Origin of the sequence: Streptomyces luteogriseus (assembly GCF_014205055.1) — a bacterium.
GTDB classification, from domain to species: Bacteria; Actinomycetota; Actinomycetes; order Streptomycetales; family Streptomycetaceae; genus Streptomyces; species Streptomyces luteogriseus.
In genome coordinates, this window is record NZ_JACHMS010000001.1 from 3,569,768 (window position 1) to 3,582,693 (window position 12,926).

A 12,926-nucleotide genomic window follows, 5' to 3' on the forward strand; every position below is an offset into this window, starting at 1 on the left:
CGGACAGTCACCGTACGCACCCGCTGAGTCACTGTTCACGGTAAGCGCGGACAGCCACGCTGAGTGACGTGAAGCAGAACTCCCCCGAACTCCGCACCTCTCTCCGCAACTTCAGCCTCCAGCTCTCCGCCACCCCGCGCGGCGCCCGGCTGGCCCGGCTCCTCGCCGCCGAACAACTGCGCTCCTGGGGACTGCCGCTGGACCCGGCACGGCAGGTCATCGCGGAGCTGTCGGCCAACGCGGCGACACACGGCCGAACCCCCGGCCGCGACTTCCGCCTGCTCCTCTACGTCGTCGCCGGGACCCTCCGCATCGAGGTGACGGACACCCGCGCCGATCGGCTGACGACGGCGCGACCCGGCCTGGGGCTCCTCCTGGTCGACGCGCTCGCCGATCGCTGGGGCGTCACCCAGGGGCTGCCGCCCCGCAAGACCGTCTGGGCCGAACTCGGCCTCGCACCAAAACCCGAGAGTGCGTGCTCCGGCGATACAGGCGCCCTCCTCCAAGGACCACAAGGTTGAATCCTCACCTCCCTGAAGGGAGGTGATTCCTGGTTCAGGCCGCCTTCTTGAGCAGCGCTCCAGGAGGTCTTCCGCCATCAGCACCAGCCGGGTTGAGACCAGCCCGGACGAGCATCACGCGTGCGGAGTTCTTGTCCCGCGGGGACACGGCTCCGCACGCGGTGCAGGTGTAGGTGCGCTCACCCAGCGGCAGACGATGCTTGGCTCTCGCATCGCAGTGCGCGCAGTCCATCGTGGTGTGCGCAGGGTGTACCAGGCGGATGTCCCGCCCGTGCTTGCGACCCATCTCCAGCAGAGCGGTCTTGGTGGCGCCGATGGCGGCGTCAGTGGCCTTACGGGCCAGGGTGGTCTGGGCCAAAAACTTCGGACGGAAGTCCTCCACAGCGACGGCGTCGTGGTCGCGGACGACCTTCTTGGCCCACTTGCGGCCGGTGTCCTCACGCTGTCGGGCGACCTTCTTGTGCGCCTTCGCCCGCAGCTTCCTCGCCTCGCGATAGCCCTTCGATCCCGGCTTGCCCTTCTTCGGCCTGCGGCGGGCCATCATCCGGTCGTACCGGGTCAGCTTCGCCCGGGCCTTCTGGCCGTGCCCGGCGTGCGGCAGGTCGTGCGCGTCGGACGTCGTGGTCGCCGTCTCCTTCACACCCCAGTCGACCCCCAGTACCCGACCGGTCTGAGGCAGGAGGTGCACCTCGGCGGGAACGACGAACGAGGCGTACCAGTGCCCGAGGCTGTCCTGATACACGCGCACCGAGGACGGCTCCCCCGGCAGGTCCCGCGACCACACCACCGTCACCACGATGCCCCCGGCCAGGTGCAGCCGGCCGTCCTTCAACCGGAACCCACGCTTGGTGTAGTTGAGGGACGGCAGCGCCTCGCGCTTGGATTTCCACTTCGGCATCCCCGCCCGGCGCGACATGGGCAGGCGCTCGCGGATGTCTTTGTACGCCTTGGCACGTGAGCGGCCGAAGTCACGGATGATCTGCTGCTGAGGGACCGACGAGCCCTCGCGTAACCACGGCGTTGCCTTCCGGGCTTCGGTCAGCATTTTGTCGAACTGCGCCGGGCCACACGTCTGTTTCTCTCCGGCCGCCTTGTTGCGCAGGTACACGGCCTTGGACTTGGCGACGCATTCGTTCCACACCCAGCGGCATCGGTCCCACTCCGCCGCCAGGGCGGTGCGAGCGGTGGACGACACGCGCAACCGGTACGTGTACCTGGCATGCCCACCCTCCGCAGCCACACCAGCCTGCGCCATCTCGCCCCCTCACGGCTCCCGGCCGGGGCGACATGCCGTCCCGAACCCTCCGAAAGACCATACGTACGACCGCCGCACACACGTCCCCCGATCTCACACCCACCACCCCGACCAGCGACCACAAGCACACGCGTTCGCATCACCCCGGCGATACCGACAGCAAGGACCGGCGCTCCGCGCCTGAACCGGATACGGCGACACTCCGCGTCGCGACACCCGGATGCGCTTCCTCCCCGGCGTGAACGCCGGGGCCTCCTCGCAAGAAGCAGGTGAAAGAACCCGACCGAACCCCACCCCTCCTCCCAGCCACAGGGCTGCCTCACCCTCGCGGGTGAACATCACCAACTCAGCTGGATTCAGGGGCCCTCGCCTGCCGACACCCGAACCGGCGGCACCCCCACTCCGGCCTGGTGCACGACGATGCCCGCCACACCACCCGCTTCACGGTGATCGGCAACCACCTGGCCCAGCACGCGGAGCTGTCCCTGCTCGCGATCGGGCTGTCGGTGCACATCCAGTCGCTCCCGGCTGGCGCCCGCATCGACATCAAGTCCCTTGCCGCCCGCTTCCCGGAGGGCACGACCCGCATCGCCGCGGCCCTGCGCGAGCTGGAGACGCACGGCCACCTGCGCCGCACCCGCGAGCGACGGATCTCCCACCGGAGCCCCTGCACCGCCCGGCCGCCCTCCTGGCCCACCGCCTCACAGCCCAGCTGCCACCCCCACCGCCCTTCGCCCCACCCCAGGCGCCACCACGGCCCGCCCGGCACCCCCTCCAGACCTGCGACGGCTGCGACCGCGCATTCCGCGCATCGACGCCCGGCCATTGCCGCGACTGTCGATCACGTCTCCTGGAGACCGCCTGACGCCGGAGAAGCGCCCATCGTCCTGCCGCCCATGCAGAAGCGGCCATGACCGTCGCCTCGGACGGCGTGCAGCCGGGAGCTCCTCTCACCGGGAGCGGGCCAGGCGATCCTTCACGACGGACTTCCCCCGGCGAACGGGTTGCCGTGCCCAGGCAACTGCCCACCCGGTGGCACGTACCGCAACCGCCCCGTCGGATCGGTCACCGGCGTGAACCCGGCGACCTGCAGAAGGGCGGCGTACTTGGCTCTGTAGCGCCGGTTGACGGCGAGCCCGACCGGTACGAGGGCCATCACCGCCGCCCAGACGGCGGCAGTGATGACGACGGCCGTGGCGCCCGAGCCGAGCCCGAACCCGGCCATGACCGCCAGCGGAACGGCGCCTCCGCCCGCCAACAGAATCCGCTGCCTGTCGGTGTGCTTGGCCGTGATGTCGAAGGTGATACGGGCCTTGAGAAGCTCGATCGCTGCGGGGTCGAGGGGCGGCAGAGCACCCCCGTCGCCAGCGTCCGGGTACGCCGCCCGGTTCCGCTCGGCCCGTGCGCTGGCCTCCGGACTCGGGTCGGGCACGATCAGCAACACGTACCCGTCGCCCTGCGGTCCCCCGCCCTGTCGTACGTCGGCGTACGCATAACCGAACTGCTGGGCGATGAAGGCAAGCCGGGTGAGCTTCTTCATGGTCGCCATGGCCGGCGCGACCTCTACGGGCCCCCCGCTCGCCATCCGCCTCAGCATCTTTCGCACGTGCTTGTTACTCATGCCCCCCCACCACACTCATGTCCCCCACACTCATGTCCCGGTGCACCAACAGCAAAAGGGCCCGCACGACCGAAGTCGTACGGGCCCTTTCGAGCCACTCAGGTCAGCAGACCCTCAAGCCAGTCCGAGGACTCACTTGTTGATCTTGGTGACCTGGCCGGCGCCCACGGTCCGGCCACCCTCACGGATGGCGAACTTCAGGCCCTCCTCCATGGCGACGGGCTGGATGAGCTCCACCTTCATCTCGGTGTTGTCACCCGGCATGACCATCTCGGTGCCCTCGGGGAGGGTCACCACGCCGGTCACGTCCGTCGTACGGAAGTAGAACTGCGGGCGGTAGTTGTTGAAGAACGGCGTGTGGCGGCCACCCTCGTCCTTGGACAGGATGTAGGCCTGCGCCTCGAACTCGGTGTGCGGGGTGACCGAGCCCGGCTTGATGATGACCTGGCCGCGCTCGACGTCCTCGCGCTTGATGCCACGGAGGAGCAGACCGACGTTCTCACCGGCCTGGCCCTCGTCGAGCAGCTTGCGGAACATCTCGATGCCGGTGACCGTGGTGGTGGTCTTCTCCTGCTTGATGCCCACGATGTCAACGGTCTCGTTGACCTTGAGGACACCACGCTCGATACGACCGGTGACGACGGTGCCACGACCGGTGATCGTGAAGACGTCCTCGATCGGCATCAGGAACGGCTTGTCGACGTCACGCTCGGGCTGCGGGATGTTCTCGTCCACGGCCTTCATGAGCTCGAGGACGGAGTTGCCCCACTCCTTGTCGCCCTCGAGGGCCTTGAGCGCCGAGACCTTGACGACCGGCAGGTCGTCGCCCGGGAACTCGTACTCGGAGAGGAGCTCACGGACCTCGAGCTCGACGAGCTCCAGGATCTCCTCGTCGTCCACCATGTCGGCCTTGTTCAGGGCGACGACGATGTACGGAACGCCGACCTGGCGGGCCAGGAGCACGTGCTCCTTGGTCTGCGGCATCGGGCCGTCGGTGGCGGCGACCACGAGGATGGCGCCGTCCATCTGCGCCGCACCCGTGATCATGTTCTTGATGTAGTCCGCGTGACCGGGGCAGTCGACGTGGGCGTAGTGACGCGTCTCGGTCTGGTACTCGACGTGCGCGATCGAGATGGTGATACCGCGCTGGCGCTCCTCAGGAGCCTTGTCGATCTGGTCGAAGGCCGAGGCCTCGTTCAGGTCCGGGTACGCGTCGTGCAGCACCTTGGTAATGGCGGCCGTGAGGGTCGTCTTACCGTGGTCGATGTGACCGATGGTGCCGATGTTGACGTGCGGCTTAGTCCGCTCGAACTTCGCCTTCGCCACTGGGGTCCTCCTGGGAGTGGTTCTGGTACGCCTTACTTCATCGGCGCCAGGTGATCTTTGCTGGAAAGCCCGGGCCTCGGGGCATTCTCACCACGATTGCGGCGGAATGCCCCTCGAGCACCGGAGTCAAGCCTACGGCGTGTAGACGCGGTGCGTTACTCGCCCTTGGCCTTCGCGATGATCTCCTCGGCGACGTTCCGGGGAACCTCGGCGTAGGAGTCGAACTGCATCGAGTAGCTTGCGCGACCCGACGTCTTGCTGCGGAGGTCTCCGACGTAGCCGAACATCTCCGAGAGGGGCACGAGGCCCTTCACGACGCGAGCACCGGCCCGCTCCTCCATGGCCTGGATCTGACCACGGCGGGAGTTGATGTCGCCGATGACCTCACCCATGTAGTCCTCGGGCGTGGTGACCTCGACGGCCATCATCGGCTCGAGCAGCACGGGGCTGGCCTTGCGCGCGGCCTCCTTGAAGGCCTGCGAACCGGCGATCTTGAACGCCAGCTCGGAGGAGTCGACCTCGTGGTAGCCACCGTCGATCAGGGTGACGCGCACGCCGGTCATCTCGTAGCCGGCGAGGATGCCGAACTGCATGGCCTCCTGCGCACCGGCGTCGACCGAAGGGATGTACTCCTTCGGGATACGACCACCGGTCACCTTGTTCACGAACTCGTACGAGGCGTCGCCGCCCTCGATCGGCTCGATCGCGATCTGCACCTTGGCGAACTGACCGGTACCACCGGTCTGCTTCTTGTGGGTGTAGTCCACGCGCTCGACGGCCTTGCGGATCGTCTCACGGTAGGCGACCTGCGGCTTACCGACGTTGGCCTCGACCTTGAACTCACGGCGCATACGGTCGACCAGCACCTCGAGGTGCAGCTCGCCCATACCACCGATGATGGTCTGGCCCGTCTCCTCGTCCGAGTGGACCTGGAACGACGGGTCCTCCTCGGCCAGGCGCTGGATCGCGACGCCCAGCTTCTCCTGGTCGCCCTTCGACTTGGGCTCGATGGCGACCTGGATGACCGGCGCCGGGAAGTCCATGGACTCCAGGATGACCGGGTTCTTGTCGTCGGACAGCGTCTCACCGGTGGTGGTCTGCTTCAGACCCATCACGGCGACGATGTCACCGGCGCCCACCGACTCGATCTCCTCACGCTTGTTCGCGTGCATGCGGTAGATCTTGCCGATGCGCTCCTTCTTGCCCTTCACCGAGTTCAGCACGGCGGTGCCGGACAGGAGGCGGCCGGAGTACACGCGGACGAAGGTGAGCTTGCCGAGGTGCGGGTCGCTCATGATCTTGAACGCCAGCGCCGCGAGGGGCTCGTCCTCAGACGGCTTGCGCGCGATGACCTGCTCCGGGTCCTTGACGTCGTGGCCCTCGATGGCCTCGACGTCGAGCGGGGTGGGCAGGTAGCGCACGACCGCGTCGAGCAGGGGCTGAACGCCCTTGTTCTTGAACGCGGTGCCGCAGAACACGGGAGTGACGGTGGTGCCGCCGCTCTTGCCGGACGCGATGGTGATACGACGGATCGCGGCGTAGAGCTGCTCCACGGTGGGCTCGGTGCCCTCCAGGTACAGCTCCATCAGCTCTTCGTCGTTCTCGGCGACGGCCTCGAGCAGCTTGCCGCGGTACTCCTCGGCAGCCTCGGCGTGGGTGTCCGGGATGTCGACGGTGTCGTACATCTCGCCCTTGGTCGCCTCGGCCGACCAGACCAGGGCCTTCATCGTCACGAGGTCGATGACGCCCTTGAAGTCCGCCTCGGCACCGATCGGCAGCTGCATGACCAGCGGCTGAGCGCCCAGGCGGTCCGAGATCATGTCCACGCAGCGGTGGAACTCGGCGCCGGTGCGGTCCAGCTTGTTGACGAAGCAGATACGCGGCACGCCGTAGCGGTCGGCCTGACGCCACACCGTCTCGGACTGCGGCTCGACACCGGCGACACCGTCGAACACCGTCACGGCACCGTCGAGCACACGCAGGGAGCGCTCCACCTCGACGGTGAAGTCGACGTGACCCGGGGTGTCGATGATGTTGATGGTGTAGTCGTTGTCCTCGAGCGGCCAGTGACAGGTGGTCGCAGCAGACGTGATCGTGATGCCACGCTCCTGCTCCTGCTCCATCCAGTCCATGGTGGCAGCGCCGTCGTGGACCTCACCGATCTTGTAAGACACACCGGTGTAGAACAGGATCCGCTCGGTGGTGGTCGTCTTGCCCGCGTCGATGTGGGCCATGATCCCGATGTTGCGGACCTTGGCCAGGTCAAGTGAAGTGGTAGCCATAAGGCTTCAGTCTTCTCTCGGTCTCGATGTGGGTAGCGACTACCAGCGGTAGTGCGCGAAGGCCTTGTTGGACTCGGCCATCTTGTGGGTGTCCTCGCGCTTCTTCACAGCGGCGCCGAGGCCGTTGGACGCGTCGAGAAGTTCGTTGAGCAGACGCTCGGTCATGGTCTTCTCGCGGCGGGCGCGGGAGTAACCGACCAGCCAGCGCAGCGCGAGCGTGTTGGCGCGACCGGGCTTGACCTCGATCGGAACCTGGTACGTCGCACCACCGACACGGCGGGACTTGACCTCGAGGGTCGGCTTGATGTTCTCCAGCGCGCGCTTCAGCGTGATGATCGGGTCGTTGCCCGTCTTCTCACGCAGACCCTCCATGGCACCGTAGACGATGCGCTCGGCGGTGGAGCGCTTGCCGTTCAGCAGCACCTTGTTGATGAGCGACGTCACCAGAGGAGAACCGTAGACCGGGTCGATGATGACCGGGCGCTTCGGGGCGGGGCCCTTACGAGGCATTCTTACTTCTCCTTCTTGGCGCCGTAGCGGGAACGGGCCTGCTTGCGGTTCTTGACACCCTGGGTGTCGAGGGAGCCACGGATGATCTTGTAGCGAACACCCGGCAGGTCCTTCACACGGCCGCCGCGCACGAGCACGATGGAGTGCTCCTGCAGGTTGTGTCCCTCACCCGGAATGTAAGCGGTGACCTCGATCCCGCTGGTCAGACGCACACGCGCGACCTTACGCAGGGCCGAGTTCGGCTTCTTCGGGGTGGTCGTGAACACACGCGTGCAGACGCCCCGGCGCTGAGGGGAACCCTCGAGTGCGGGCGTCTTGTTCTTCTCGACCTTGTCCTGCCGGCCCTTCCGGACCAGCTGCTGGATCGTAGGCACTACTTCTCCGGTTTCTGTGTGCCGAATGGTGAAGCTAACCTGGAACGTCGCCGACCCACGCGGTCGGGTGTGTCGAACCCGCGGACTCCCGCCGCGAGGCAGAAACTGCGCAGATTACGGTGGCCGGTGTCAACTCGCCGTGCGGTTCATGGCACACACGCGAGCCAGGGCACACCCCAGGCACAAGGTCTGAGCGTACCTATCGCATTCGCTGCGGTCAAAACAAATGGACACCGCCCGCATCGCCATGCGGGACATGTCAAGCCCCCGAGCCGTTGTCGATCTTCGATTCGGCAACTCGTGTCCGATATGCACACCTTCACGATGCTACGACGGACACCACCGTGAGCAACACCAGAACGAGTGCCCAGCCGGCCGTGGACAACCACCCGAGCACCAGACCGGTCAGCGCGAGCCCGTCCCCCAGCTCGCCCCGGCTGCGGATCTCCGCCCGGGCCACATGCCCCAGCACGACCGCCGGGATTCCGGTGAGCCCCATCGTCGGCACGCACAGCAGCCCGCACACCCCGGCCGCGACGGCCTTCCCGTTGGTCCGCGCCCGCGGCACCGGCATGAACGTCGTCGGCATGGGCACGACCGAGGCCGGCTGCGGCAGCGGCCCCTGCGGCAGATCGGCGACGAGCAGCGCCAGCTCCCCCACGGTCCGCGCCGCGTACGCCCGCCCGACCCGCTTCTCGAACTCGTCCCGCTCCATCCGCCCCTCGCCGTACCCGGCTCTGAGCACGTCCACGGCCCGCTCCCGATCGGCGTGCGACGCGAGCATCGAGGAAGCACCGGGACCCTGCCAGGGCTGCCAGGACGGATAGTGCGATTGCGACACGGAGCACCTCCCCGGGTGCCGGAGTCCTTCCATGATGCGCCGAAGCGAGGGTTCCGGCACCGGTGCGTCCACGACGAGGCGTCGCATGTCGGCCAGACAGCCGACAGACGCGCTCCGGGGCGGGCACACACACCGGCCCTCACCTGCGTACGCCGGGAGGCGCTGAAGGCCCGCCGGAACGGCGTGCGGGCCGGACCCACCCGGGACGCGGGCCCCGGGAACGCCGAAGGGCGGCCACCCCGCAGGATGACCGCCCTTCGGCTCAAGCGACTCGCTTACTGGTTGTACGGACCGTAGTCGTAGTCCTCCAGCGGAACGGCCTGGCCGGAGCCCGTGCCGAACGGCGAGTAGTCGATGTCGTCGTAGCCGACGGCCGAGTACATCGCGGCCTTGGCCTCCTCGGTCGGCTCGACCCGGATGTTGCGGTAGCGGGACAGACCCGTACCGGCCGGGATGAGCTTACCGATGATGACGTTCTCCTTGAGGCCGATGAGGCTGTCGGACTTGGCGTTGATCGCCGCGTCCGTCAGGACTCGGGTCGTCTCCTGGAAGGAGGCGGCCGACAGCCAGGATTCCGTCGCCAGCGAGGCCTTGGTGATACCCATCAGCTGCGGACGACCGGAGGCCGGGTGACCGCCCTCCTGGACCACACGACGGTTCTCGGTCTCGAACTTCGAGCGCTCGACCAGCTCACCGGGCAGCAGCTCGGCGTCGCCGGACTCGATGATCGTCACGCGGCGGAGCATCTGCCGGATGATGATCTCGATGTGCTTGTCGTGGATCGACACACCCTGCGAGTTGTAGACCTTCTGGACCTCGCCGACCAGGTGGACCTGGACGGCACGCTGACCCAGGATGCGCAGCACGTCGTGCGGGTTGGTGGCACCCACGGTGAGCTTCTGGCCCACCTCGACGTGCTCGCCCTCGCTGACCAGGAGACGGGCACGCTTCGAGATCGGGAACGCCGTCTCGTCGCTGCCGTCGTCCGGGGTGACGACGATCTTCTTGGTCTTCTCGGTCTCCTCGATCCGCACGCGGCCCTGGGCCTCGGAGATCGGGGCGACACCCTTCGGGGTACGGGCCTCGAAGAGCTCGACGACACGCGGCAGACCCTGGGTGATGTCGTCACCGGCCACACCACCGGTGTGGAAGGTACGCATCGTCAGCTGGGTACCGGGCTCACCGATGGACTGGGCGGCGATGATGCCGACCGCCTCACCGATGTCGACCAGCTTGCCGGTGGCCAGCGAACGGCCGTAGCACATCGCGCAGGTGCCGACGGCGGACTCGCAGGTCAGGACCGAGCGGGTCTTGACCTCCTCGACGCCGCGCCGCACGAGCTCCTCGATGAGGACGTCGCCCAGGTCGGTGCCGGCCGGGGCCAGCACCTGTCCCTCGACCACGATGTCCTCGGCGAGGCAGCGCGCGTACACGGAGGTCTCGACGTCCTCCGTCTTGATCAGCGCGCCCTCGGCGTTCCGGTCGGCGATCTTCAGACGCAGACCGCGCTCGGTGCCGCAGTCCTCCTCGCGAATGATGACGTCCTGGGAGACGTCGACCAGACGACGCGTGAGGTAACCCGAGTCGGCGGTACGCAGAGCGGTGTCCGCCAGACCCTTACGGGCACCGTGCGTGGAGATGAAGTACTCCAGCACGGACAGGCCCTCACGGAAGGACGCCTTGATCGGACGCGGGATCGTCTCGTTCTTCGCGTTCGACACCAGACCACGCATACCGGCGATCTGACGCATCTGCATCATGTTGCCTCGTGCACCCGAGTTCACCATCATGAAGATCGGGTTGGTCTTCGGGAAGTTGTCGTTCATCGCCTCGGCGACCTCGTTGGTCGCCTTGGTCCAGATCGCGATGAGCTCCTGCGTGCGCTCGTCCTTGGTGATCAGACCGCGCTCGTACTGCTTCTGGACCTTCTCGTCCTGCGCCTCGTAGCCCTTGACGATCTCCTTCTTCGCCTCGGGAACGACGACGTCGGAGATGGCCACGGTCACGCCGGAGCGGGTCGCCCAGAAGAAGCCGGACGCCTTCAGGTTGTCGAGCGTCGCCGCCACGATGACCTTGGGGTAGCGCTCGGCGAGGTCGTTGACGATCTCGGAGAGCTGCTTCTTGCCGACCTCGTAGTCGACGAACGGGTAGTCCTCGGGCAGCAGCTCGTTGAAGAGCGCACGGCCCAGGGTGGTGTTCAGCCGGAAGCTGTCACCCTGCTGCCACTCGGGCTCGCCCTCCTCGCGCGCCGGCGGGGTCCAGCCACGCGGCGGGATGGTGCCGACCGGGAAGCGGACGTCGATCTTCGACTGGAGCGAGAGCTCGCCCGCGTCGAAGGCCATGATCGCCTCGGCGACCGAGGCGAAGGAACGGCCCTCGCCCTTGAGGTCGCGCATCTCGCCGTCGGTGGTGAGGAAGAACAGACCGAGGACCATGTCCTGGGTCGGCATCGTCACCGGGCGGCCGTCGGCCGGCTTGAGGATGTTGTTCGAGGACAGCATCAGGATGCGGGCCTCGGCCTGCGCCTCCGCGGAGAGCGGCAGGTGGACGGCCATCTGGTCACCGTCGAAGTCCGCGTTGAACGCGGTGCAGACGAGCGGGTGGATCTGGATGGCCTTGCCCTCGACCAGCTGCGGCTCGAAGGCCTGGATGCCGAGGCGGTGCAGCGTGGGCGCACGGTTCAGCAGAACCGGGTGCTCCGCGATGACCTCTTCCAGCACGTCGTACACGACCGTGCGGCCGCGCTCGACCATGCGCTTGGCGCTCTTGATGTTCTGCGCGTGGTTCAGGTCGACCAGACGCTTCATCACGAACGGCTTGAAGAGCTCCAGCGCCATCGCCTTCGGCAGACCGCACTGGTGCAGCTTCAGCTGCGGACCGACGACGATCACGGAACGCGCGGAGTAGTCCACACGCTTACCGAGCAGGTTCTGACGGAAGCGGCCCTGCTTGCCCTTCAGCATGTCGCTGAGGGACTTCAGCGGGCGGTTACCGGGACCGGTGACCGGACGGCCACGGCGGCCGTTGTCGAACAGCGCGTCGACGGCCTCCTGGAGCATGCGCTTCTCGTTGTTCACGATGATCTCGGGCGCACCGAGGTCGAGAAGGCGCTTCAGGCGGTTGTTCCGGTTGATCACACGGCGGTACAGGTCGTTCAGGTCGGAGGTCGCGAAGCGGCCACCGTCCAGCTGCACCATCGGGCGAAGGTCCGGCGGGATGACCGGCACGCAGTCGAGCACCATGCCCTTGGGGCTGTTGCTGGTCTGCAGGAACGCGGAGACGACCTTGAGGCGCTTGAGCGCACGGGTCTTCTTCTGGCCCTTGCCGGTACGGATGATCTCGCGGAGGCGCTCGGCCTCCTCGTCGAGGTCGAAGGACTCCAGGCGCTTCTGCAGCGCCGCGGCACCCATCGAGCCGTCGAAGTACGTGCCGAAGCGGTCACGCAGCTCGCGGTAGAGCAGCTCGTCGCCCTCGAGGTCCTGGACCTTGAGGTTCTTGAAGCGGTTCCACACCTCGTCGAGGCGGTCGATCTCGCGCTGCGCACGGTCGCGCAGCTGCTTCATCTCGCGCTCGGCACCCTCGCGCACCTTGCGGCGCACGTCGGCCTTGGCGCCCTCGGCCTCCAGCTCGGCCAGGTCGGTCTCGAGCTTCTTGGCGCGGGCCTCCAGGTCGGCGTCGCGGCGCTGCTCGATCTGCTGGCGCTCGACGGAGACGTGGGCCTCCAGCGAGGGCAGGTCGCGCGTACGGCGCTCCTCGTCGACGTACGTGATCATGTACGCCGCGAAGTAGATGACCTTCTCGAGGTCCTTGGGGGCCAGGTCGAGCAGGTAGCCCAGGCGCGACGGGACGCCCTTGAAGTACCAGATGTGCGTGACCGGGGCGGCCAGCTCGATGTGGCCCATCCGCTCACGGCGCACCTTGGCGCGGGTGACCTCGACGCCACACCGCTCACAGATGATGCCCTTGAAGCGGACACGCTTGTACTTGCCGCAGTAGCACTCCCAGTCCCGGGTCGGACCGAAGATCTTCTCGCAGAAGAGTCCGTCCTTTTCGGGCTTGAGCGTGCGGTAGTTGATCGTCTCGGGCTTCTTGACCTCGCCGTGGCTCCACTGACGGATGTCGTCAGCGGTAGCCAGACCGATCCGGAGCTCGTCGAAGAAGTTGACGTCGAGCACTATGCGTCAATCCCTCTCAGG

At 67.1% G+C, this 12,926-nt stretch carries 9 protein-coding genes and 1 pseudogene; 2 read left to right on the plus strand and 8 right to left on the minus strand.

The features are described 5' to 3' along the window. Positions 1-68 precede the first annotated feature (68 nt). Positions 69-521 carry an ATP-binding protein gene (locus tag BJ965_RS15435; protein ID WP_184909149.1) on the plus strand — a complete coding sequence of 151 codons (453 nt, stop codon included), beginning with the start codon at positions 69-71 and terminating at the stop codon, positions 519-521. Positions 522-555: 34 nt separating this feature from the next. Here the strand turns inward: BJ965_RS15435 and BJ965_RS15440 are convergent, their stop codons facing one another. Beyond that, positions 556-1,776, minus strand: a complete 1,221-nt coding sequence (locus BJ965_RS15440; protein ID WP_184909150.1) for an RNA-guided endonuclease InsQ/TnpB family protein — start codon at positions 1,774-1,776, stop codon at positions 556-558. A gap of 350 nt (positions 1,777-2,126) precedes the next feature. On the opposite strand from BJ965_RS15440, the pseudogene BJ965_RS15445 reads away from it, so the two are divergent. After that, positions 2,127-2,641 (plus strand): annotated as a pseudogene (locus BJ965_RS15445) (hypothetical protein). Between the two features lie 111 nt (positions 2,642-2,752). Here the strand turns inward: BJ965_RS15445 and BJ965_RS15450 are convergent. The 7 genes from BJ965_RS15450 to BJ965_RS15480 all read right to left on the minus strand — a co-directional run bounded on the left by BJ965_RS15450 (position 2,753) and on the right by BJ965_RS15480 (position 12,905). Further along, positions 2,753-3,397, minus strand: a complete 645-nt coding sequence (locus tag BJ965_RS15450; RefSeq protein WP_184909151.1) for a hypothetical protein — start codon at positions 3,395-3,397, stop codon at positions 2,753-2,755. A gap of 132 nt (positions 3,398-3,529) precedes the next feature. Then, positions 3,530-4,723, minus strand: a complete 1,194-nt coding sequence (tuf, locus tag BJ965_RS15455; protein WP_030839706.1) for an elongation factor Tu — start codon at positions 4,721-4,723, stop codon at positions 3,530-3,532. A 155-nt stretch (positions 4,724-4,878) separates the two neighbouring features. After that, complete coding sequence (fusA, locus tag BJ965_RS15460; RefSeq protein WP_030839709.1) at positions 4,879-7,005, minus strand: elongation factor G; 2,127 nt, start codon at positions 7,003-7,005, stop codon at positions 4,879-4,881. Positions 7,006-7,044: 39 nt separating this feature from the next. Next, positions 7,045-7,515: a 30S ribosomal protein S7 gene (gene rpsG, locus BJ965_RS15465; protein ID WP_003992340.1), complete on the minus strand. Its 471-nt coding sequence runs from the start codon at positions 7,513-7,515 to the stop codon at positions 7,045-7,047. A gap of 2 nt (positions 7,516-7,517) precedes the next feature. Continuing rightward, entirely contained in the window at positions 7,518-7,889 is a 372-nt protein-coding gene (gene rpsL / locus BJ965_RS15470) for a 30S ribosomal protein S12 (RefSeq protein ID WP_003948652.1), read from the minus strand. A 319-nt stretch (positions 7,890-8,208) separates the two neighbouring features. Next, positions 8,209-8,730, minus strand: coding sequence for a DUF1707 and DUF4190 domain-containing protein (locus BJ965_RS15475; protein ID WP_376777920.1), 522 nt, complete (start codon positions 8,728-8,730; stop codon positions 8,209-8,211). A gap of 275 nt (positions 8,731-9,005) precedes the next feature. Next, entirely contained in the window at positions 9,006-12,905 is a 3,900-nt protein-coding gene (locus BJ965_RS15480; RefSeq protein ID WP_184909153.1) for a DNA-directed RNA polymerase subunit beta', read from the minus strand. Positions 12,906-12,926 lie beyond the last annotated feature (21 nt).